General features: G+C 66.9%; 22 protein-coding genes. 11 read left to right on the forward strand and 11 right to left on the reverse strand.

Annotation, left to right across the window (positions count from 1 at the left end; genetic code table 11):
• The first annotated feature begins 56 nt into the window (after window positions 1-56).
• Together fae and OKW27_RS18360 are read left to right on the forward strand one after the other, a co-directional pair.
• On the forward strand, window positions 57-566 hold the full coding sequence (gene fae / locus OKW27_RS18355; RefSeq protein ID WP_090809086.1) for a formaldehyde-activating enzyme: 510 nt from the start codon (window positions 57-59) through the stop codon (window positions 564-566).
• Between the two features lie 137 nt (window positions 567-703).
• Window positions 704-1,081: a hypothetical protein gene (locus tag OKW27_RS18360; protein WP_184064719.1), complete on the forward strand. Its 378-nt coding sequence runs from the start codon at window positions 704-706 to the stop codon at window positions 1,079-1,081.
• A 40-nt stretch (window positions 1,082-1,121) separates the two neighbouring features.
• Here OKW27_RS18360 and OKW27_RS18365 read toward each other — a convergent pair whose 3' ends face one another.
• Window positions 1,122-1,628: a dihydroneopterin aldolase gene (locus OKW27_RS18365; protein ID WP_429334326.1), complete on the reverse strand. Its 507-nt coding sequence runs from the start codon at window positions 1,626-1,628 to the stop codon at window positions 1,122-1,124.
• Between the two features lie 388 nt (window positions 1,629-2,016).
• On the opposite strand from OKW27_RS18365, the gene OKW27_RS18370 reads away from it, so the two are divergent.
• Genes OKW27_RS18370 through OKW27_RS18380 form a run of 3 tightly spaced genes read left to right on the forward strand, consistent with a single transcriptional unit; the run spans window position 2,017 to window position 6,067 of the window.
• A complete protein-coding gene (locus OKW27_RS18370; RefSeq protein WP_429334327.1) occupies window positions 2,017-4,080 on the forward strand; it encodes a sigma-54-dependent Fis family transcriptional regulator in 2,064 nt (687 codons plus the stop codon).
• Entirely contained in the window at window positions 4,077-4,706 is a 630-nt protein-coding gene (locus OKW27_RS18375) for a flavoprotein (protein WP_429334328.1), read from the forward strand. The genes OKW27_RS18370 and OKW27_RS18375 overlap by 4 nt, the downstream gene beginning before the upstream one ends.
• A complete protein-coding gene (locus OKW27_RS18380) occupies window positions 4,685-6,067 on the forward strand; it encodes a DUF6513 domain-containing protein (protein ID WP_429334329.1) in 1,383 nt (460 codons plus the stop codon). The genes OKW27_RS18375 and OKW27_RS18380 overlap by 22 nt, the downstream gene beginning before the upstream one ends.
• A 13-nt stretch (window positions 6,068-6,080) precedes the next feature.
• Here the strand turns inward: OKW27_RS18380 and rpe are convergent, their stop codons facing one another.
• The 7 genes from rpe to OKW27_RS18415 all read right to left on the reverse strand — a co-directional run bounded on the left by rpe (window position 6,081) and on the right by OKW27_RS18415 (window position 13,198).
• Window positions 6,081-6,788: a ribulose-phosphate 3-epimerase gene (gene rpe, locus OKW27_RS18385; RefSeq protein ID WP_429334330.1), complete on the reverse strand. Its 708-nt coding sequence runs from the start codon at window positions 6,786-6,788 to the stop codon at window positions 6,081-6,083.
• 22 nt (window positions 6,789-6,810) lie between these two features.
• Complete coding sequence (gene fba, locus OKW27_RS18390) at window positions 6,811-7,848, reverse strand: class II fructose-bisphosphate aldolase (RefSeq protein ID WP_429334331.1); 1,038 nt, start codon at window positions 7,846-7,848, stop codon at window positions 6,811-6,813.
• Between the two features lie 201 nt (window positions 7,849-8,049).
• Window positions 8,050-8,922 carry a phosphoribulokinase gene (locus OKW27_RS18395; RefSeq protein WP_429334332.1) on the reverse strand — a complete coding sequence of 291 codons (873 nt, stop codon included), beginning with the start codon at window positions 8,920-8,922 and terminating at the stop codon, window positions 8,050-8,052.
• 55 nt (window positions 8,923-8,977) lie between these two features.
• Entirely contained in the window at window positions 8,978-10,081 is a 1,104-nt protein-coding gene (locus OKW27_RS18400) for a class 1 fructose-bisphosphatase (protein ID WP_429334333.1), read from the reverse strand.
• Window positions 10,082-10,108: 27 nt separating this feature from the next.
• Window positions 10,109-11,101 (reverse strand): CbbX protein, encoded by a 993-nt coding sequence (gene cbbX / locus OKW27_RS18405; RefSeq protein WP_429334334.1) that lies wholly within the window; start codon window positions 11,099-11,101, stop codon window positions 10,109-10,111.
• 51 nt (window positions 11,102-11,152) lie between these two features.
• Window positions 11,153-11,581 (reverse strand): ribulose bisphosphate carboxylase small subunit, encoded by a 429-nt coding sequence (locus tag OKW27_RS18410; RefSeq protein ID WP_429334335.1) that lies wholly within the window; start codon window positions 11,579-11,581, stop codon window positions 11,153-11,155.
• A gap of 117 nt (window positions 11,582-11,698) precedes the next feature.
• Complete coding sequence (locus OKW27_RS18415) at window positions 11,699-13,198, reverse strand: form I ribulose bisphosphate carboxylase large subunit (protein WP_429334336.1); 1,500 nt, start codon at window positions 13,196-13,198, stop codon at window positions 11,699-11,701.
• Window positions 13,199-13,682: 484 nt separating this feature from the next.
• Here OKW27_RS18415 and pqqA point away from each other — a divergent pair, with 484 nt between their 5' ends.
• The 3 genes from pqqA (at window position 13,683) to OKW27_RS18430 (ending at window position 15,233) form a co-directional block, all read left to right on the forward strand.
• Complete coding sequence (gene pqqA, locus OKW27_RS18420; RefSeq protein ID WP_113062024.1) at window positions 13,683-13,757, forward strand: pyrroloquinoline quinone precursor peptide PqqA; 75 nt, start codon at window positions 13,683-13,685, stop codon at window positions 13,755-13,757.
• Window positions 13,758-13,862: 105 nt separating this feature from the next.
• The gene (locus OKW27_RS18425; RefSeq protein ID WP_429334337.1) at window positions 13,863-14,462 is read left to right on the forward strand and encodes a DUF447 domain-containing protein; all 600 of its coding nucleotides are present in this window, start codon (window positions 13,863-13,865) and stop codon (window positions 14,460-14,462) included.
• 27 nt (window positions 14,463-14,489) lie between these two features.
• A complete protein-coding gene (locus OKW27_RS18430; protein WP_429334338.1) occupies window positions 14,490-15,233 on the forward strand; it encodes a (5-formylfuran-3-yl)methyl phosphate synthase in 744 nt (247 codons plus the stop codon).
• A 7-nt stretch (window positions 15,234-15,240) separates the two neighbouring features.
• Here the strand turns inward: OKW27_RS18430 and OKW27_RS18435 are convergent, their stop codons facing one another.
• The 3 genes from OKW27_RS18435 to OKW27_RS18445 form a co-directional block, all read right to left on the reverse strand.
• Window positions 15,241-15,831 (reverse strand): aspartate/glutamate/uridylate kinase, encoded by a 591-nt coding sequence (locus OKW27_RS18435; RefSeq protein WP_018424588.1) that lies wholly within the window; start codon window positions 15,829-15,831, stop codon window positions 15,241-15,243.
• Window positions 15,832-15,894: 63 nt separating this feature from the next.
• On the reverse strand, window positions 15,895-17,034 hold the full coding sequence (locus OKW27_RS18440; RefSeq protein WP_429334339.1) for a hydantoinase/oxoprolinase family protein: 1,140 nt from the start codon (window positions 17,032-17,034) through the stop codon (window positions 15,895-15,897).
• Window positions 17,031-18,074, reverse strand: a complete 1,044-nt coding sequence (locus OKW27_RS18445) for an ATP-grasp domain-containing protein (protein ID WP_429334340.1) — start codon at window positions 18,072-18,074, stop codon at window positions 17,031-17,033. The genes OKW27_RS18440 and OKW27_RS18445 overlap by 4 nt, the downstream gene beginning before the upstream one ends.
• Before the next feature lie 14 nt (window positions 18,075-18,088).
• Here OKW27_RS18445 and OKW27_RS18450 point away from each other — a divergent pair, with 14 nt between their 5' ends.
• The 3 genes from OKW27_RS18450 to OKW27_RS18460 all read left to right on the forward strand — a co-directional run bounded on the left by OKW27_RS18450 (window position 18,089) and on the right by OKW27_RS18460 (window position 22,154).
• Window positions 18,089-18,838 carry a HisA/HisF-related TIM barrel protein gene (locus OKW27_RS18450; protein WP_429334341.1) on the forward strand — a complete coding sequence of 250 codons (750 nt, stop codon included), beginning with the start codon at window positions 18,089-18,091 and terminating at the stop codon, window positions 18,836-18,838.
• 218 nt (window positions 18,839-19,056) lie between these two features.
• Window positions 19,057-20,448, forward strand: a complete 1,392-nt coding sequence (locus OKW27_RS18455; RefSeq protein WP_429334342.1) for a formylmethanofuran dehydrogenase — start codon at window positions 19,057-19,059, stop codon at window positions 20,446-20,448.
• Window positions 20,445-22,154 (forward strand): formylmethanofuran dehydrogenase subunit A, encoded by a 1,710-nt coding sequence (locus tag OKW27_RS18460; protein WP_429334343.1) that lies wholly within the window; start codon window positions 20,445-20,447, stop codon window positions 22,152-22,154. The genes OKW27_RS18455 and OKW27_RS18460 overlap by 4 nt, the downstream gene beginning before the upstream one ends.
• The last annotated feature ends 2 nt before the right edge of the window (window positions 22,155-22,156 follow it).

The following is a 22,156-nucleotide window of genomic DNA, read 5'->3' on the forward strand; positions in this document are numbered from 1 at the left end:
CGATCGCGGGCGGCGCCTCGTCAGCAGGTCCATACCTACTCTTTTGGAGGAACAGAATGGCCAAGATCAACCGCGTCATGATCGGTGAGTCGCTCGTCGGCGACGGCAACGAGGTCGCGCACATCGACTTGCTGATCGGACCGCGAGGTTCGGCTGCGGAAACCGCGTTCTGCAACGCCCTCACCAACAACAAGGACGGCTTCACGTCGCTGCTCGCCGTCGTCGCGCCCAATCTCATCACGAAGCCCAATACGATCCTGTTCAACAAGGTGACGATCAAAGGCGCCAAGCAGGCCGTGCAGATGTTCGGCCCGGCGCAGCACGCGGTCGCGCTCGCGGTGGCCGACAGTGTCGAGGACGGCACGATCCCGCAGGAAGAAGCCGACGATCTGTTCCTCTGCGTCGGCGTGTTCATTCACTGGCAGGCCGAGGACGACAAGAAGATCCAGCAGTTCAACTATCAGGCGACGCGCGAGGCCATCAAGCGCGCGGTCAGCGGCGACCCGAGCGCGGCTGAAGTGCTGGCGAAGAAGGGCAGCGTCGCGCATCCGTTCGCGCCGAACTGACGGCGCATGCAAGCGCAGGAGACGCGGCGCCGTTGCCGGCCCCGCCTCCTCGCGCATCCCGTCGCCTCGCGGCCGCAAGGCACGCATCTCGCGCAGCGGTTCGCGAAGCAGGCTCAATGCTTTCGCAGAGGCATTCAATGACCAACAGATGTCGCGCGCTTCTCGCCTTTACCTCGCTCCTGCTCGCCGCGCCGCTCGCGTGGGCGGGCGGCTACAACTATCCGACCGAGGGTCGCGTCGAATACGTGCTCAGTTGCATGGACGATAACGGCCACGATTTCGCGAACGTCTACAAGTGCTCGTGCGTGATCGACAAGATGGCCGCGTCGTTGCCCTACGACGAATTCGTCGACCAGTCGACCTTCTCGAAGTACGCGACGCTAGGCGGCGAAGGCGGCGCGGAATTCCGCGTCGACCACGCCAAGGCGCAAACCAGGCGCTTCCGCGCGCTGCAAACCAGCGCATATCAGGCGTGCGGACTCGGTCCGCAGAAGACGTCGACCGTGGCGAAATGACCACGGCCTGAAACGCGCCGTGCCCGGCTGGGCGCCCCCCTCAATTCGGCACCAGCCCCTCGCCCAGCGACGCGTACCGCGCGAGACCCACGGCCGCCGCCGAGCCATCGCCGCGACGCCGCTCGATCTGCACGCCGACAGCCGCGAGGTCGGCGAACTTGGCCGGCTTCGCGAGCGACACGCGCACCCAGTGCGCGCCGAAGTCGGCGATCAACAGTTGCGCGATCGTCTCGGCAAGCGCCTCCAGCAGCCGCACGCGATGCGACGCGAACAGATCGAGCAGCGCCTCGCGCACGGCCGCGTAGTTGACCGTATCTTCGATCCGGTCCGTCGCGCAGGCGCGGATCGCTGGCACGCCGATAGCCAGGTTCACACGCACCGGTTGCGCAACATGCAACTCACTGCTATCGATACCGATGACCGTCTGGCCGATGAAATTCTCGATGAATACGATGTCCAGGCGCTCGGGCAACGCGCCGACTTGCGGGCCGGGATTGGCGCCGAGGCTGGAAAATGCGGCAAGGCGAATAGTATCGAAACGATCCATGATTTGATCTCCGCCGCGGCGCGGCCCAGGATTGAACAGGCTGTGATGACGAGCGAAACGATGCAACAGTAGAACAGCAGAACTGAACGACGCGCGGCACACTCTGTGCCGAAGCTGCGACAGGCATGCAACCTGCAACCCGTTTAACGCGTCGCGCATCGAGAAAAGCAAAATCCGGGCACAGTGAGGTAAACCCAGTGTGACTTTCTGTTGAACCAATCCTGCATCGGGCGTACAGTTTTCAACACCCGCCTCGTAATAGGGCCGGTCGGGAGGGCGCAGGCGAACCGAGATTGCGCCGCGCCAGGGGCAGGCAGGCTTGATAAAGCGGCATTCGCGGCGTGCGAAGCAGTCACGCTTGCGAAATGACGCAACGGAGGCAAATCCCATGTCGTTGCTCGCTGACAGCAGTACGCACGTCCGGGAAGTTCTGAACGTGGTCAACCATCAGTTGACCACGCGCCCGACAAGCGAACCCGTAGCTCAGTCGTGGACGCGCTGCATCAACGAATTCCAGCTGGACCCCGCGCGTTTCGTGCCGCCGCCGGTGCTCACCGAGTACGAACTCAGCGCGCGCCGTGAGGCGCTCGGCGATCTGATCGCGTGTTCGAAGCTCGAGATGACGACGCTCTATCAGCAACTGGCCGATCCCGAGCTCGCGGTCGTGCTCGTCGATTCTGGCGGCGTGATCGTGCATCAGGTGTCGTCCGTGCCGTTCGCCGAGGCGGTCGCCGTCGACGGCTTTCGCGTCGGCGCACTGTGGAGCGAACGCGAAGCCGGCACCAACGGCATGGGCACCTGCCTCGCGGAGCGCGACTGCATCGCCGTCTGTCAGCACGAGCATTTCTATCCGCGCTATACGTCGCTGACGTGCTCGGCCGCGCCGATCTTCGACGACGGCGGCGAAATCGCCGGCGTGCTCGACGTCACGAGCCGCTCGAAGCTGCTGCAGCAGCACTCGCTGGTGCTGGTCGGCATGTCGCGGCAGATGATCGAAAACCGTCTGCTCGATGCGCGCTACCGGCACGCCAACATGATCCATTTCCACAGCCGCCCGGAATTCGTCGGCACGCTGCACGGCGGCAAGCTCGCGGTCGGCGACGACAGCACCGTGCTCGCCGCGAATCGCAGCGCGCTGTTCCAGCTGGGCTTCCGTTCGCTGAGCGAGCTGCGCGGCCGGCGCATCGAGGAAGCATTCAACGCGTCGCTCGAAGACATGATCGCGCGCAGCATTCGCGGCTCGTTCCATCCGGTCACCGTCTACAGCGCAAACGCGACGAACCGCTTTTTCCTCGTCGCGCAGACGCCGCAAAACGCCACGGGGCGCGTGACGCGCGTGCTCGTCCCCGACTCCGCCATGCGCGCCAACGCCGCCGAAAAACACGAGAAGCACGACAAACATCGGCCGGAGCCGAAGCTCGACGAGATCGCGCACCTCGAATTCGGCGACCCGCGCATGGCCTCGCAGATCCAGTTGGCCGCGCGAGTGATCCAGCGCAAGATTCCGATCGTGCTGCGCGGCCAGACCGGCACCGGCAAGGAAGTCTTCGCGCAGGCCTTGCATAGCATCAGCCCGCACGCCGACGGTCTGTTCGTGCCGGTCAACTGCGCGTCGCTGCCGGAGAACCTGATCGAGAGCGAGCTGTTCGGCTACCGCGCGGGCGCGTTTACCGGCGCGCAGCGCGAAGGACGGCGCGGCAAGATCGTGCAGGCCAACGGCGGCACGCTGTTTCTCGACGAGATCGGCGACATGCCGCTCGTGTTGCAGGCACGCCTGCTGCGCGTGATCGAGGAACACGAGGTCACGCCGCTCGGCGCCGAGACCACCGTCAAGGTCAATTTCCAGCTGATCAGCGCGAGCCACCGCAATCTGCTCGAACTCGTGCAAAGCGGGCAATTCCGCGAGGATCTGTACTACCGGCTCAAGGGCGTCGAGCTGAATCTGCCGGCGCTGCGCGAGCGCGTCGACAAGCTGCCGCTGATCCATCATCTGCTCGCGAACGAAATCGACGATCCGCCCGATCTGACGCCGGAAGCCGAACACGCGCTGCTCACCTACGCGTGGCCCGGCAACATCCGTCAGCTGCGTCACGTGTTGCAGATGGCCATCGCGCTGTCCGACGGCGAGCCGATCCGCTGCGAGCATCTGCCGCCCGAGGTCACGCAACGCACGTCGGCGGTCGACCTGCCGATCGCGCTGCGCCTCGCGAACGCGGACATGGACGGGCATCTCGCCGACGAGGCGGACATTTCTTCGCTGAACGCGATCCAGCTGAACGAGCGCGAAACGGTGCTGTCGCTGCTCGACGAGCACCGCTGGAACGTCAGCAACGTCGCGAAGGCGCTCGGCATCAGCCGCAATACGCTGTATCGCAAGATGCGCCGGCTGCATATCCGGCTGTCGCATGAAGGCTCGCCGGCCGACGGCATGCCGTTCGATCTCGACGCATGACCGGGTCGTCCCTCAGGTCCCCTAGCGAGTCTGCTCGCAAGGGCGCCCGCGATCTCGCCGACTTCAAGCCGGATGCGCACTTCGCGTGGTGCGTGACCGGCTCCGGTCATATGCTCGAAGAATCGATCGCGCTCGCGCGGCGCTTGCCGCGCGTCGATCTGTTTCTGTCCGCGGCGGCCGAGGAAGTGCTGCCGCTCTATGGCTGGTCGCTCGACAAGCTGCGCGAACAGTTTCGCGTACTGCGCGACAACAGCGCGAGCGGCGTGCCGGTCGGCATGCTGTATCACGGCGTGTATCACACGGTCGTGATCGCACCCGCCACCAGCAACACGGTCGCCAAATGTGCTTACGGCATCTCGGATACGCTGCCGACCAATATGTACGCGCAGGCCGGCAAGCAATGCATCCCCGGCATCGTCTTTGCGTGCGACACCGAACCGAGCGTGATCACGCATAGCCCGGACGAATGGGTCGAACTGCGGCCACGGGCGATCGAACTCGACAACGTCGAGCGTCTGGCGCGCTTCGAATACACGACGCTCGCGCGCTCGCTCGACGAACTCGAAGCGGCGCTCACCCAACGCCTCGCGACCCTCGACCTCGCATGGACCACCTCCTCTTCCTGACCGGCCGGCTTGCCGAACCGAGCCTGCGGCGCGTGCTCGACGGCATGGCGCCGACGCCGTTCAGTTGGGAGGTGCGCGAAATCGGCCTGCAAGTGGCCGGGTTGATGACCGCCGACCTGATCCAGCGCCGCGTGAGCGCGCCGCTCGCCGCCCAGCGCGTGATCGTGCCGGGCCGCTGCCGTGGCGATCTCGACGCGCTGAGCGCGCACTACGGCGTACCGTTCGAACGCGGTCCCGAGGAGGTCAAGGACTTGCCGCAATTTTTCGGCCGCAAGGCGAAGCCGTTCGATCTGAGCCGCTACGACACGGAGATTTTCGCGGAGATCGTCGATGCGCCGCGCCTCGACCTCGACAGCATCGCGGCAAGGGCGCGCGAGTATGCGGCCCAAGGCGCGGACGTGATCGACATCGGCTGCCTGCCGGACACGGCGTTTGCGCATCTCGAAGACGCGGTGCGGCGGCTGAAGGCCGAAGGCTATCGCGTCAGCGTCGATTCGATGCGCAACGACGAACTGCTGCGCGGCGGCCGCGCGGGCGCCGACTATCTGATGAGCCTGAACCTCGACACGCTATGGATCGCCGACGAAGTGCCGTCGACGCCGATCCTCGTCGCGCGCGAACCGGCCGACCCCGCTTCGCTCGACGCCGCGATCGACGCGCTGTCCGCGCGCGGCCGCGCGTTTCTCGCCGATCCGATTCTGGATCCGATTCCGTTCGGGCTGGCCGCGTCGATTGCGCGCTATGTGCGTTTGCGCGAGCGCTATCCCGACATCGCGATCATGATGGGCATCGGCAACGTGACCGAACTGACCGAGGCCGACACGAGCGGCATCAACGCGGTGCTGCTCGGCATGGCGGCTGAATTGCGCGTTGGCGCGGTGCTGGCGACGTCGGTGAGCCAGCATGCGCGGCGCGCGTTGCGCGAAGCCGATGTCGCGCGCCGCGTGATGCATGCCGCGCGCGATGCTCAGGTGCTGCCGAAGGGCATCAGCACCGAACTCGCGACGGTCCACGCGAAACGGCCGTTTCCGTACAGCGCCGAAGAAATCGACGAATTCGCGCGCGGCGTGCGCGACCCGAATTTCCGCGTGCAGATCAGCGCCGACGGCATTCACGTGTACAACCGCGACGGCCATCGTCGCGGCGACGATCCGTTCGCGCTGTACCCGCAGTTGAACCTCGAAACAGACGGCGGCCACGCGTTCTATATGGGCGTGCAGCTTGCGCGCGCCGAGATTGCATGGCGGCTCGGCAAGCGCTTCGATCAGGACCAGCCGCTCGACTGGGGCTGCGCGGTCGACCGGCCTGAAGAAGATCTCAGCGCATGGTGCGCGCCGGGCGAGACGATGAAAAAGCGCTGAAACAGCAGCGCCATCACTGCATGGCGGCCACCCCCGCGGGTTCGTCGACAGTAGCCAGTTCGCCGCGCATGCCGCGGATCGCCTGCGCGCGATCGCCCGCACCGAACACGGCCGAGCCGGCAACGAACACGTCCGCGCCCGCCGTGGCGACGCGCGCGATGTTCGACGCCTTCACGCCGCCGTCCACTTCGATCAGCAAGGGCCGCCCGGTGCGCTGCATCGTCGTGTCGACGCGCGCGCGCAGCAGCCGCAGCTTGTCGAGCGTTTCGGCGATGAATGCCTGGCCGCCGAAGCCCGGATTCACCGACATCACCAGCACGACGTCGAGCATCTCCAGCACGTGATCGAGCGCCGCGAGCGGCGTCGCCGGATTCAGCGCCAGCCCCGCGCGCGCACCGTGCGAGCGGATCAGGTCGATGGTCCGATGCACGTGCAGCGTCGCCTCCGGATGAAAACTGATCAGGTTTGCGCCGGCCTCGGCAAACGCCGGCACCAGCGGATCGACGGGCGTGGTCATCAGATGCACGTCGAACGGCAGCGTCGTGTACGGCCGGATCGCCGAGCACACGAGTGGGCCGACTGTCAGGTTCGGCACGTAGTGGTTGTCCATCACGTCCAGATGAATCCAGTCCGCGCCGGCCGCCGTCACGTCGCGAATCTCGTCGGCGAGCCGGGCAAAATCCGCCGACAGCAGCGACGGCGCAATCAGGAATTCGCGCATTGCGTTCTCCGTGGCAGTGGCGTTAGTGGTAGCGGCTCGCCATCGTGTCGAGCGGCAGCGGCTTGATGCGCGCCGCCTGACCCGCGCAACCGAACGCCTCGAATCGCTCGACGCAGATCGCGCTCGCCGCGGCGGTGGCGGCCTTTAATGCCGCGCGCGGATCGAACTCCGCGCGCGCATTGGCGAGCGACTTGCGCATGGCGCCGCTCATCGCGAGACGGATGTCGGTGTCGATGTTGACCTTGCGCACGCCATTCGCGATACCTCGGCGGATTTCGTCAACGGGCACGCCGTAGGTGGTCGGAATCTCGCCGCCATATTCGCGGATCACCGCGAGCCATTCCTGCGGCACCGACGACGAACCGTGCATCACCAGATGCGTGTTCGGAATGCGCGCATGGATATCGGCGATCCGGTCGATCGCGAGGATGTCGCCGGTCGGCTCGCGGCTGAACTTGTACGCGCCGTGTGAAGTACCGATCGCGATCGCGAGCGCATCGACGCCGGTCGCGTCGACGAAGCGCCGCGCTTCGTCCGGATCGGTCAGCAGGTGCTCGCGTGTGAGCTTGCCTTGTGCGCCGACGCCGTCCTCTTCGCCTGCCGTGCCGGTTTCGAGCGAACCGAGACAGCCGAGTTCGCCTTCCACCGACACGCCGACCGCATGCGCGGCGTCCACCACGCGCCGGCTCACGTCGACGTTGTAGTCGTACGCGGCGGGGGTTTTCTGATCGGGCAGCAGCGAGCCATCCATCATCACCGACGTGAAGCCCGAGCGGATCGCCTGCTGACACACCGCGGGGCTCGCGCCGTGATCCTGATGCAGCACGAGCGGAATGTCCGGGTGCGCTTCGAGCGCGGCGAGCACCAGATGGCGCAGATACGGCTCGCCGGCGTACTTGCGCGCGCCGGCCGACGCCTGCAGGATCACCGGGCTATCGGTGGCCTCGGCCGCGCGCATGATCGCGTGAATCTGCTCCATGTTGTTGACGTTGAACGCGGGCACGCCGTAGTCGTGTTCGGCCGCGTGATCCAGCAGTTGCCGCAGGGTGATGAAGGCCATTGCGTGCTCCTCGATATGAAATGAAATCTTGGCGAACGGCGGGCTCAACGCGCGCGGTCGGCGACGCGCCGCGCTTCGTCGAGCGCGAGCATGCGCAGCGCGTCGGCCATCGAGCGCGTGGCGGGTGCGTGAAGCGGTTGCGCGACTGCACTCATCGAATCTCTCCTTGCGAAATGAACCTCGGTATCCGTCTGGTGCCGCTCAGGCGCGCGAGCGTCGGTCGATCAGTTGCAAAATCATCGGCGTGAAGATCAGCTGCATCGCGAGTCCCATCTTGCCGCCCGGCACGACGATCACGTTCGGGCGCGACATGAACGAGTCGTGCAGCATCGTCAGCAGATACTGGAAGTCGATACCCTTCGGCCGCGCGAAGCGGATCACGACGAAGCTCTCGTCCGGTTGCGGAATCTCGCGGGCAGTAAACGGATTCGACGTGTCCACGGTCGGCACGCGCTGGAAGTTCACATGCGTGCGCGAGAACTGCGGGCAGATGTAGTTCACGTAGTCGGGCATGCGCCGCAAGATCGTGTCGACCACCGCTTCGTGCGTGTAGCCGCGCATCGTCTGATCGCGGTGCAGCTTCTGGATCCATTCGAGGTTGATGATCGGCACGACGCCGATCAGCAGATCCGCATGCCGCGCGATATCGACCTTCTCGGTCACCGCCGCGCCATGCAGCCCTTCGTAGAACATCAGGTCGGTATTGGGCGCGACCTCCTCCCACGGCGTGAAGGTGCCGCCGTCCTGCTTGTACAGTTGCGCTTCGCCCGCGTCGTGCACGTAGTGGCGAAACTGCCCGCTGCCGTTTTCGCCGTAGCGCGTGAACAGCGCTTCGAGTTCTTCGAGCAGATTCGCTTCCGGCCCGAAGTGGCTGAAATTCGGCACACCGTCGCGTTCGCGCTCCTGCATCGCCGCGCGCGCGCCGTTGCGGTCGTAGCGATGGAACGCGTCGCCTTCGACGATCTGCGCATTGATGTGCTCGCGTCTGAAGATATGCGTGAAACTCTTCATGACGGTGGTGGTGCCGGCGCCGCTCGAGCCGGTCACCGCGATGATCGGATGTTTGACTGACATGCGTTTGTCTCCGGATGACTGTGTTCTGTGCGCTGAGCGCGCCGTCGGTCGCCGATCACGCCGTGAAATCCGGCAGGAACAACGAGCGCGTGCCGAACAGCGGCGACGTGAACGGCTTGTCCTCGCCGCGGTCGTATTCGCCGTGATAGCGCGCAATACGCTCGACCTCGTTCTTCGAGCCGAGAATCACCGGCACGCGGCCATGCAGCGCGCGCGGCGCGACGTCGAGAATGCGTTCCCGGCCGGTGATCGAGAGACCGCCCGCCTGCTCGACCAGGAAGCTCATCGGGTTCGCTTCGTAGAGCAGGCGCAGGCGTCCTTCCATCGCCGGCGTTTTCGAGTCGCGCGGATACATGAACACGCCGCCGCGCATCAGGATGCGATGCACTTCCGCGACCATCGACGCGATCCAGCGCATGTTGAAGTCGCGCGCGCGGCAACCGCTGCGGCCGTCCTTGCACTCCTGCACGTAGCGGCGCACGGGCGGCTCCCAGAAGCGCTCGTTCGATGCGTTGATCGCGAACTCGCCGGTTTCCTCCGGAATCCGGATGTTCGAATGCGTGAGCACGAAGTTGCCGATGTCGCGCTCCAGTGTGAAGCCATGCGTGCCATTGCCGACCGACAGCACCAGCATCGTCGACGGTCCATACACGGCATAGCCGGCCGCGACCTGTTCGCAGCCCGGCCGCAGGAACGCGGCTTCGCTGGTTGCATCCTCTGCCGGGTCGCGCGTGCGCAGCACCGAAAAGATCGAGCCGACCACGCCGTTGATGTCGATATTCGACGAGCCGTCGAGCGGATCGAACGCGAGCAGATACTCGCCGCGCGGATAGTCCGGCGGAATCGCGTAGACGTGCTCCATTTCCTCGGACACCATCGCGGCCAGCAAGCCGTCCCACTCGCATTGCTGCACGAAGATCTCGTTGGTCGAGACGTCGAGCTTCTTCTGTTGCTCGCCGTGCGTGTTGAGCGTTTGCGCGGAACCGTAGTTGCCGCCTAGCGCGCCCTTGGTCAGCATCGCCGAGATCGACTTGATGGCCGCCGCTACGTCGATCAGCAGCGCGGAGAGTCCTGCAGTGTCGCGCGTGTCGTCCGTACACGGCGGGCGATCGAGCGTGTCGATCAGGAACTTCGAAAGTGTCGTGCGTCCGTCCTGCATGGCGTTCTCCGTCGATGGTGTCGTGATTCAGCCCGGCGGCGCCGTGACGGCGCGCGCGGTGGAAGGCGAATGCGAGGACTGCGGCGGCGCGTCGAACACGCGGCTCGCGCGCACGTCGGCGGCATCGATCAGCGTCAGCGTGGCGGCGTCGATCGGCTCGCCGCCTTGCAAGGCGCTCGCGAACAGGCGATTCGCCTGGCGCAGCCGCGCGCGGTCGAGCGCGTTGCGCACCGAGCGCGCGTTGGCGAAATTCGGTTGACGGATGCGGCGCGCCAGATAGTCGGCGAACGCGCGGCGCGACGTGGCATCGAAGCGGTAATGCATGGTGCCGAGCATCCGTTCGGCGATTTCGAGCAACTCCGTTTCCTCGTAATCGGGAAACGTAATGTGATGCGCGATGCGCGAGCGGAAACCCGGATTGCTCTCGAAGAACACTTCCATTCGCGACGCGTAGCCGGCCAGAATCACGACCAGGTCGCTACGCTGGTTCTCCATCGTCTGCAACAGAATTTCGATCGCTTCCTGCCCGTAGTCGCGCTCGTTCTCCGGGCGATACAGGTAATACGCTTCGTCGATGAACAGCACGCCGCCCATCGCGCGCTTGAGCACATCGCGCGTTTTCGGCGCAGTGTGGCCGATGTACTGGCCGACCAGATCGTCGCGTGTGACCGACACCAGATGATTGCGGCGAATGTAGCCAAGCCGGTGCAACACTTCCGCCATGCGCAGCGCAACCGTCGTCTTGCCGGTGCCGGGGTTGCCGGAGAAGCACATATGCAAGGTCGGCGCGCCGCCCGCGAGACCCAGCGAAGCCCGCGCGCGCTCGACCAGCAGATGCGCGGCGACTTCGCGAATGCGCGTTTTCACGGGCGCGAGCCCGACCAGATCGCGATCGAGTTCGCCGAGCACGTCGCCGATGCCCGAGTCGCGGTACAGTGCCGCGAGGTCGATGTGGGGCGCGGCGGCGTCGCTGAGCGCGGTGGACGCGGGCAGTGCGTCCACGATGGCGGCGTCTGTCATGGTTCCTCCTCGCTGCGGGTCGTCGTGTGCGTTGTTGCGCGATCAGCGGCGTCAGGCCGCCGCGCCGTAACGCTCGCCCGCTGGCCGGTCGCCCGCGTAGCCCGTCATGCTGTAGCGCTGCGTGCGCCCCTGCGCGTCCTGCCGCAATAGCCGGAAGCCCGGCTCCCCGTCCGGCCGGTTGACGATGAACGACAGGCGCATCGTCTCGAAGGTGCGCACCGAGTCGAACGCGTTGACCTTGATGTAGTGCTGCGGCCGCGCCTCGCGGCAAGCCCTGACCTCCTGCAACACGCCGGCCGCGTCGTGCAGGTCGAACATCGGCAGACCCCACATTTCCCAATACGTGTTGCGCGGATGCGGGTCGTCGGTGAATTCGACCGAACAGGCCCAGCCCTGGCGCAGCGCGTAGTCGATCTGCAGGCCGATTTCCTCGTCGGTCAGCTCGGGCAGAAAAGAAAACGTTCCTTGAGTAATACGCATGACGAACCTCGTGGATGGATGTCGCGTTCGGAACGGCGTCAACGGTGCCCCGCGCGGTGCCGTTGCACCGCGTTGCGGATGCGCTCGTGAGGCGCTCGCGGGAAAGGCTCGGTGTGGCTAGGCCGCCGTCGGCGTGGCGGCGAAATCGGGCGTATCGGTCGATGCGTAGTTGAAGCTCACGTCGCGCCAGGTATCGAGCGCCTGCTTGAGCGGCGTGCACCAGCGCGCGGCGGCTTCGAGCACGTCGGGCCCTTCGCGCAGAATGTCGCGGCCCTCGTTGCGCGCCTTCACCATCGCTTCGAGTGCGACGCGGTTCGCGGTCGCGCCGGCCTGGATGCCGGCCGGATGGCCGATCGTGCCGCCGCCGAACTGCAGGATCGCGTCGTCGCCGAACAGGTCGAGCAGCTGATGCATCTGCCCCGCGTGAATCCCGCCCGAGGCGACCGGCATCACCTTGCGCAAGCCGGCCCACGGCTGGTCGAAGAAAATGCCGCGCGACAGATCGACCGCGTTGTGCGCGTCGCGGCACACGTTGTAGTAGCCCTGCACCGACAGCGGATCGCCTTCGAGCTTGCCGACCGCGGTGCCCGCATGCGCGTGATCGACGCCCGCCATGCGCAGCCATTTGGCGATCACGCGAAACGAGATGCCGTGGTTGCGTTGCCGCGTGTAGGTGCCATGCCCCGCGCGATGCAGATGCAGGATCATGTCGTGCCTGCGGGCCCAGCGCGACATCGACTGGATCGCGGTCCAGCCGATCACGAGGTCGATCATCACGATGCACGAGCCGAGCTCCTTCGCGAATTCGGCGCGCTCGTACATGTCCTCCATCGTGCCGGCCGTCACGTTCAGGTAGTGCCCTTTGAGCTCGCCAGTCTCCGCCTGGGCGCGGTTCACCGCCTCCATCGCGAACAGGAAGCGGTCGCGCCAGTGCATGAACGCCTGCGAGTTGATGTTCTCGTCGTCCTTCAGAAAATCGAGGCCGCCGCGCAGGCCTTCGTAGACCACCCGTCCATAGTTTTTGCCCGACAGACCGAGCTTCGGCTTGACCGTGGCGCCGAGCAGCGGCCGGCCATACTTGTCGAGCCGTTCGCGCTCGACGACGATGCCGGTCGGCGGCCCCTGAAACGTCTTCAGATACGCGACGGGAATGCGCATGTCTTCGAGCCGCAATGCCTTCAGCGGCTTGAAGCCGAACACGTTGCCGATGATCGACGCGGTCAGGTTCGCGACCGAGCCCTCTTCGAACAGATCGAGTTCGTAAGCGATATACGCGAAGTACTGCGGCTCGTCGGCGCGAGACACCGGCACCGGCTCGACGCGATACGCCTTCGCGCGATACATGTCGCAGGCGGTGAGCCGGTCGGTCCACACCACCGTCCACGTCGCGGTCGACGATTCGCCGGCCACCGCGGCCGCCGCTTCCTCGGGTTCGACACCGGCTTGCGGCGTGATGCGAAACAGCGCGATCACGTCGGTGTCTTTCGGTTCGTAGTCCGGTTGCCAGTACCCCATCTCGCGGTATTTCATCACGCCCGCCGCGTACCGTTCGCGCGGATTGTGCGGATCGCGCGCTTGAGGTTCGGGCTGGATCGGCGGTTGACTGAAATCGTTCATGACGTGTCCTCGAAGGTGGCAAGCGCACTGCCGGAAGAACGAAGCGCTTGAGTTGCACTGTAGGCACGGACACGCCCAAGGTGAATTCACGATTTTATTTGGCAGACTTAACGGATCGGTTATCGCTATCACATCGTGAGGTTCTTTTTCGAGCCGTGCGACGCGAATCGGAGCAGAATGTGTCGGTGAGCGAGGCGGGCGCGGCGTGACAGCGCAATCGAATTAGCGAATCGCGATGGCACACTTTGCTTCGTTTTCGCCACACCGCGCGGCTCTTTGCGTCTGGCAACCCGCGCGAGCGCCACGGCGTGGCGCAATTCGCCGGGTGCTGTATTGGCCGTCGAATGCACGCACGCCTGGCCGGCCGGAACGCGCATGGGCACGGAGCTTGCATGATGCCGGCTGCCGTCGACACCGGGCATCACGCCGGGCCGGCGGCGCAACGCTGTTCCACCCGCTGTTTCAACCGAAGGAGAAAGCACGTATGCAATGGACGACTCCGAGCTACACCGACGTACGCCTCGGTTTTGAAATCGTGATGTATGTCGCTACGCGTTAAGCCCGCAACCGGGCCGCACGCCGCGGCCCCTTTGCGGTTCCCGTTTGTGTTCGACCTCTGCTGACGGCCGGCCTTCCGGCGCTGTCGGGACACACGTTCCCAGCCATGATCCACGAAACGATCGTCACCACGGCAGCGTGCGATGGCCGTCCTCATATCGCGCCAATGGGCGCGCGCTACGAGGGTGAGCGCATCATCCTTGCGCCGTTCCGCCCGTCGGTCACGCTCGACAACGTGATCGCGACGCGCGCGGCGGTGCTGAACTTCACCATCGACGTGCGTATCTTCGCGGGCTGCGTCACGCACTGCGCGACCGATTGGCCGACCGTGGCCGCGAGCCGCGTGCCGAGCGTACGTCTGGCCGAGTCGCTGGCCCACGCCGAGCTCGAACTCGACGAGCTGCGCGACGACGCGGAGCGCCCGGTGCTGGTGATGAAATGCGTGCACCGTGAAAACCACGCGCCGTTCGCGGGCTTCAATCGCGCGCAGTCGGCGGTAGTGGAAGGCGCGATTCTGGTGAGCCGGCTCTTCATGCTGCCGGCCGACAAGGTCGATCGAGAAATGGCGTATCTGCAGATCGCGATCGACAAAACCGCCGGCGACAACGAGCGCACCGCATGGAGCTGGCTCGTCGCCGCGATCGCGCGATATCGCGCGAGCCTCGCAGACGCGGCGCATCAGGCCGCCGCTTCGGCCCATCACTGAAAACCCTTTCTTCCGCGGAGAACCCCGATGACCGCATTGCTCGCGAGCGTCCGCTCGGCTGACGAAGCATTCGACGCCGCCCGCGCCGGCGCCGAGCTGATCGACCTGAAAGAGCCGGACGACGGCGCGCTCGGCGGCCTGTCGATCGGCGCCATCACGACCATCGCGCAGCAACTTCGCGCGCGCTACCCGGTCAAGCCGATCAGCGCGGCGATCGGCGACGTGCCGGCCGACGCGTTCGACGAGATCGCCGCGCGCGTGATCGACGTCAGCGATGCCGGCGTCGACTATGTGAAGGTCGGCGTCGCGCGCGGACCGGCCGCGCGCCGCTGCATCGAGCAGCTCGCGAATCTGCCGGCTAGCGTCGTGCCGGTGCTGCTATGCGACGGCGGCATGGACGACGAACTGGTCAGCCACACCGCGGCGCTCGGCTTCGCCGGCCTGATGTTCGATACCGCGAGCAAGGACGGCGGCACGCTGTTCGATCACGTCGATGTCGACTCGCTCGCGCGCTGGTTGCGGCTCGCGCGTCAGCGCGGCGCGATGGCGGGCATCGCCGGTGCGCTCGGCTGGGCGCAACTGCCGCAGATCCGCGCGCTGGCGCCCGACGTGGCCGGTTTTCGCACCGCGCTGTGCGCCGACGGGCGCCGCTCGCGGCTCGACCCCGAGCGCGTCGCGCAATGGGCGAGCGCGTTGCATCGGCCGGCTGGAGAGATTCGCGTCGATGGCGGCGCGCCGTTGCCGGGCTCGACGAACGCGACGCGGCTGTAGCAGCCGCTCACATCACCGGAATATTCAGCAAACGGTCGCGCATCAGCGCGACGTTGCTCTTGTCGAGCAATTCGACCACATAGTTCGCATCGTTCACGTAGTCGACGAACTTGCGGTCGATCACCCCCGACGCGGCCAGCGTTTCGAGCGGATCGTCGACGGCGATCGGACAGGATTTGACGACGACCAGCCGCTCCGCGTTGAGCATCGTCGATAGCCAGGCGGCGAGGCTGTCCGAGGTCGTGTCCCAGTTGCTCATCGCGTCGGGCGTGTCGCGCATCAGCGCGGTCGGCGCCCACACGGCCACATGACCGTCACGCAGGGTGCGGCGAATCTTCGCCTCGCTCGACGCGATTACCAGTTCGGGCGAAACGCCCTGCATCAGCAGCGCATATTGCGTCATCGCGAGCAGACACATGTTGTGCGCGGCCAGATCGTCGAAGTTCCACTCGCCCTGGTACTGGCGGACCTTGTCCGCGAAATCGCCGCCGCCGGGCACGATCACGACCCGTCCGCCGCCGACTTCGCATAGCTCACTGAGCCAGTGGCGCAGTGCCGGGTCGTGACTCAGGCTGCCTCCGATCTTGACCACCCACATGACTGTTGCCCTCGTGTCCAGTTGAGTGCCCGGCCGGGTCGCGTCGTTTCGCAACCTCGTTCATCACCGAACTTGTCCCGCTCGCCATATCGTGTCCCCTGCCCCTCTTTGCGCTACTCGTGCGCCGGCGCGCCGCGTCCCCGGATTGCGCGCCGCGAGCAGCGCGACCGCCACGCTCGGCGCGCAGGTCGCCGCCCATGCCGCGCAAGCATCGGGCACGCCCGCCAACGCGCCGAAGTCGATATAGCCGCGCGCCTCGTCGCGCGCCAATGCGGCGACGAGGAAGCGGCCGCAGCCGGCGCCCACCAGCGGCGCGGCCGCGAGCACCGGCTGCGCGGCGACCACCCGCATCAGGTTCGCGCCGATTTCGCGCACCTGCAGCGCGCGCCAGCGCCGCGCAAAGTGCAGCCATTCGACGTCCGACGCGTCGTGCGCGTCGTGCCCGATCATGCGCGCGAGCCGCGCGCGGCTCGCCGCCTGCGTCTTCGGCCCCTGGTCGGCGCTCGGCTGCACGTCGTGCAGCGGGTCCAGTTCGCCGGTCAGCCGGTAGACGTCGGCGGTCGTCGCAAACCATTCGTTCATCACGTTCAGCATGGCGCCGCCGAATTCGATCCGCTGCGCGACGCCGCACAACGGCGTGCGCACGACGCCGTGATACACGAGTTCGCCGGTCGCGAGCCGGCCCGCATCGGTCGCGGCACGCGCGACGACGCGGCCGTCGACGATCGGAATGATGTCGGTGGTGGTGCTGCCGATGTCGATCAGCAGCGCGTTCGCCATGCAGGTAGCGACCCAGCTCGCGGTCGCGAGCCAGTTCGCCGACGCGACGTGACGCCAGCCGGCCGCGCAGTCGGCGGCGGCGAGCCAGCCGGCGGCGCCGGCGTAGAAACGCAGTGATGGACCGAGCCGCTGCGCGAGCGCGGCCACGATCGCGCGCACGCCTTCGGCGCGATCCGCGAACAGGTCGACCATCTCGCCGGTCATCGTCACCGCATGCTGCGCGGCGTCCGTACGGGCCTGCGGCCAGCGCTCGAAAACGAGGTCGATCGTGCGGTGCAGATGGTCGAGCCCCTGCCAAAGCGGACACGGCCATTGCACGACGTCCAGCACGGCGTCGCCGCCGTCGACGAGCGACACCTTCACGTGCGCGCCGCCGACGTCCCAGCCGAACCGCGCCGCCGGGTTCGAACGGGCGGGGCTCAAGGGCGCACCTCGTACGTCGGCGAATTGGCGCGCGCCGCGCCGCAGCGCTCGATGCGCACGCCATGCGCGGCCAGCAGCGCGCGCGTCAGACCACTGCCGCGCGCCGCCGACAGCCCCGCATAAGCGACCGTCAAACGCGGATTCACTTCGATCACGACCGGCCCGAGTTGCGGATGCCACACGACATCGATGCCGACGAAGCCGCGCAAACCCGGGATGGCCCGCGCGACGCGATGCGCGAGCGTGTCGAGCGCGCGGCCCATGTCGCTGTGCTGGTCGATCTGATCGACCAGCACGCCGTCGAACTCGACGATCCGCGCAACATCACCCGACGCGTCGCCGCCGCTCAGCCCGATCTGCTGACGGTTGATGCTGAGGAGCTTGGTGGCGTCGCCGCGGCAGATCAGCGACAGGCTCAACGGCTCGCCATCGACCCACGCCTGCAGCACCGGATTGCGCGCCGCCGCCGCGCGCGCCTCGTACTCGGCGCAGGCATCGGCGAAACGCTCGTACACGATGGTGTCGAGGCCGCCCGCGCCGTCGTCCGGTTTGACCACCCAGCGGCCGTCGTGCTGCGCGGCTGAGTCGCCGGGTTCGAGCGCCGGCGTCGTCGCAATGCCATGCGCGGCAAGACACGCTGCGGTCGCGCTCTTGCTCGACGCGACGCGGATCGCTTCCTTCGCGCAGCCGAGCCAGCGCGCGGTGCCGACCGCATCGTGAAAGCGCAGCAGCAGCCCGTCGCATTCCGGCGCGACGACCCACGCGTAATCGTGCTCACGCGCCGCGCGCGCGACGAACGCCGTCATCGATTCGTCGGGCGCGGCCATACAATGGGCCTCGCCCGCCCCTGGCGTTTCGAAGCGCGAGGTCGCGAACGTGACCTGCACGCCGTCGAGTTCACGCAGAGCGTCGACCAGCGCGTCGCGCATCACGCGTCCTTCGACGATCAGCGCGCTCAAATCGGCGAGACTGCCCGGGCCGGCGAGCTGGGGGTCGATGCCGCCGCCGGTGAGATACTCGTAGACAAAGATTCTGGTCAAAGGAAAGCGCCCCTATGCAGGTGATACCTGTTCTCGATCTGCTCGACGGCCAGGTCGTACGCGCGGTGCGCGGCGAGCGGAGCGCCTATCGGCCGATCCAGTCCCGCCTCGTCGCGACGAGCGACCCACTTGCCACCGCCCGCGCGCTGCTCGAAGCCAGCGGCGCGCGCACGCTCTATATCGCCGATCTCGGCGCCATCCTGCAGCGCGGCGCGCATGCTTCGACGCTCGCCGCATTGCGGGCCGCGCTGCCCGGCATCGAACTGTGGCTCGACGCGGGTTTCGCGGACTACGCGTCGATGCGCGCGCTATTCGAGCGCATCGACGACGCCATCGATCAACACGACAGCCCTGCTGCCGCTTCCCACCTCGCGACTCTCGTGCCTGTGTTCGGCTCGGAGACGCTGCGCGATATCCATGCACTGCACGCGGCTCAGCGCGCCGGCCTTGCGCCGATCCTGTCGCTCGATCAGCGGGCGGGCGAACTGCTCGCCGCGGCCGCGCTCGACCGCTCGTCGGCGTGGTGGCCGCCGCGCGTGATCGCGATGACGCTCGACCAGGTCGGCAGCTACGCCGGCCCCGATCTCGCGACGTTCGAGCGCGTGCGCGCGCAGGCCGCCGCGCACACCACGCTGATCGGCGCGGGCGGCATCCGCGATCGCGACGATCTGGCCGCCGCGGCCGGTACCGGCGCAAGCGCCTGGCTGGTGGCCTCCGCGCTGCACGATCGACAGATCGACTACGCGCATTCCGATTCCGCGTAGGCCTTCCATACAATTTCCATGCCACGCGTTCTGACAGCGCTGTCGGTAAACGCAACACAAGCCGGACTGTTCGCGTGTGACACTCTGCTTGACACTCTGCTCCAGAACGGCACACATTTTGTATGGCGCAGCGGGCCTTTGACGCGCGCGCCGACGCAGGATCAGGCACGCTTGCCGCAGCGTCGAAAGATCGGCATGGAGCTTGCTAAACCTGCCCCATGCATAGCCCCTCCATCGATCCATCTCCCCCCAGCCCGAGCGCAACGCGCGCCGCGGCGCTCACACGCGACTGGATCTGTCCGTTCTGCCCTTTGCTGTGCGACGACCTGGCCGCCGCTGCCCACGACGACGGCACGCTCGATGTGCCGGACACCGAATGTTCGCGGCTCGCTCACGCGCTCGCACAGTACGGCGCAACGGACGCGCAATGCGCTTGCACCGTCGATGGCGACGAAGCGGACAAGGATGCCGCGCTGGCGAGCGCCGCGCAGTTGCTCGCGAACGCGCGCCGCCCGCTATTCGGCGGCCTCGCCACCGACGTCGCCGGCATCCGCGCGCTGTATCCGCTTGCCGCCGCCTGCGGCGCGATCCTCGATCATCTGCACGGCGATGCGCTGACGCCCGCGACGCTCGCTTTGCAAGACCGCGGCTCGTTCTTTACGACGCTCTCCGAAGTGCGCGCGCGCGCCGACCTGCTGGTGTTCTTCGGCTGTCAGCCGTCGCGGCGCTATCCGCGCTTTTTCACGCGCGCGCTGGCGGGCACCGAACTCGCGCGCGAGCTGGTCTTCGTCGGCTGCGAAGCGGACCCCGCCGCGGCCGGCTTCGCGCAAACGCGCATCGACACGCTGCTGCCGGACACCGATCCGTACGACATGCTCGCGCTGTGGTCAGCGCTCGCGGAAGGACGCGACGCCGCCGCGCTGAGCCACGGCGATGGCAGCGCAGCCAACGTGGCAACCGCGCTCGCGTCGTTGCACGCACGCATCGCCGGCGCGCGCTATACGGTGGTCGTCTACGAACCGGCCGCACTGCCCGCGCCGCACGCGGCGCTGCTGATCGAAGCGCTGAACCGGATCGTGAAGGCCGTGAATCGCACGACGCGCGCGGCATGTCTCGCGCTCGGCGGCGACGACGGCGCGTTGACGGTCAATCAGACCGTCACGTGGCTGTCCGGCTTGCCGCTGCGCACGCGCGTGGCGATGCCGGCGCACGCCGTGGGCACCGCGCCGCTCGATCACGATCCGTACCGCTATCGGACGGCTCGGCTGCTCGCCGAACGCGAAGTCGATGCGCTGCTGTGGATCGCGGGCTTCGCGCCGCACGCGTGGCCCGCGTCGCTCGATCCCGCGCTTGCCCTGATCGTGCTCGGTCATCCGGCGCTCGCCGATGCCGCCAGGGCACGCGGCGCGAACACCGTGTTCGTGCCGGTCGCGACACCGGGCGTCGATAGCGGCGGACATCTGTTTCGCATCGACGGCACGGTCGTGATGCCGCTCACCGCCGCGCGTGGTGCCGCGCTGGAGTCGGTGGCGTCGATTGCCGCGAAGTTGAGCGGGCGATTGAGCGGGCAACTGAGCGAACGCTCGAGTACGCGCGAGGATCAGCCATGACTCTGGTCCGGCTCAAGGGCGGCACGTTGTTCGACCCGATCCACAACGTCAACGGCGAGCGCCGCGACCTGACGTTGCGCGACGGCCGCATCGTCGACGTGCCCGCCACCACGCCCGTCGATCGTGAATACGACGCGACCGGCATGATCGTGATGGCGGGCGGCATCGACCTGCATTCGCATATCGGCGGCGGCAAGACCAATCTGTCGCGCCTGCTGCTGCCCGAGGACCATCGCGCCGATGCGCGGGGCGCCCATGCGCCGCGCGAGGCCGCCTACGAAGCCGCGCGCGACGACAACGGCCGCTACCTGCGCCTGCCGTCATGCGGCGTCTGCACGCCGGGAACGCTCGCGACCGGCTACCGCTACGCCGAAATGGGCTACACGGCCGCGTTCGAGCCGGCGATGATGCCGTCCAACGCGCGCCACACGCACCTCGAAATGGGCGACACGCCGATCATCGATCATGGCGCGTACGTGATGCTCGGCAACGACGAGCTGTTCCTGCGGATGCTCGCCGCGCGCGACGACTTCGAACGTCTGCGCGATTACGTCGGCTGGACGATCGACGCGAGCAAGGCGCTCGGCGTCAAGGTGGTGAACCCCGGCGGCATCTCGGCGTTCAAGTTCAACCAGCGCTCGCTAAACGTCGACGAGCCGCATGCGCACTACGGCATCACGCCGCGCGACGTGCTGCGCACGCTGACGCGCGCGCTGACCGAGTTGCGCGTGCCGCATCCGCTGCACGTGCACACGAGCAACCTCGGCGTGCCCGGCAACCTCGCCTCGACCATCGCGACGATGGACGCCGCCGACGGCCTGCCGATCCATCTGACGCATATCCAGTTTCACAGCTATGGCACCGAGGGTTCGCGCAAGTTTTCGTCGGGCGCGCGGCAGATTGCCGAGGCCGTGAACGCGCGGCCGAACGTGTCGATCGACGTCGGCCAGATCATCTTCGGACAGACCGTCACGGCCTCCGGCGACACGATGATGCAGTTCCGCAACGCGCCGCTCGCGCGGCCGCACAAGTGGGTGGTGGGCGACATCGAGTGCGACGCGGGTTGCGGCGTGCTGCCGTTCCGTTATCGCGAACAGAGCTTCGTGAACGCGCTGCAATGGATCATCGGCCTCGAAATCTTCCTGCTCGTCGACGACCCGTGGCGCGTCGCGATGACCACCGATCATCCGAACGGCGGACCGTTCACGAGCTATCCGCATCTGATCCGCCTGCTGATGGACAAGCCGTTTCGCGATGAGCAACTGGCGAAGCTGCATCCCGAAGCGCAGGTCGCCAGCGCACTGCCGGAGCTCAAACGCGAATTCTCGCTGTACGAGATCGCGATCATCACGCGCGCCGGTCCCGCGCGGCTGCTCGGTCTGCGCGATCGCGGCCATCTCGGCGCGGGCGCGGCGGCGGACATCGCCGTCTATCGCGACGAGCCGGACCGCGAGCGGATGTTCACGTCGCCGGCCTATGTGTTCAAGGACGGCGAGCTGGTCGCGCGCGACGGCACGCTGGTCGCGACGCCGACGGGCGGCATCCATTTCGTCGCGCCGCAATTCGATCGCGGCATCGAGACAACGCTGCGCGCGTATAGCGACGCGAACCTCGCGAGCAACTTCGCCCACGCCGCGATCAGCGACGACGAAGCCTGCCGCTGCTGCCGCGGCGGACGGCTATTGCCCGTCGAATGTCTAACCTGACG

This window comes from Paraburkholderia sp. 35.1 (assembly GCF_050436525.1).
Classification (GTDB): domain Bacteria; phylum Pseudomonadota; class Gammaproteobacteria; order Burkholderiales; family Burkholderiaceae; genus Paraburkholderia; species Paraburkholderia tuberum.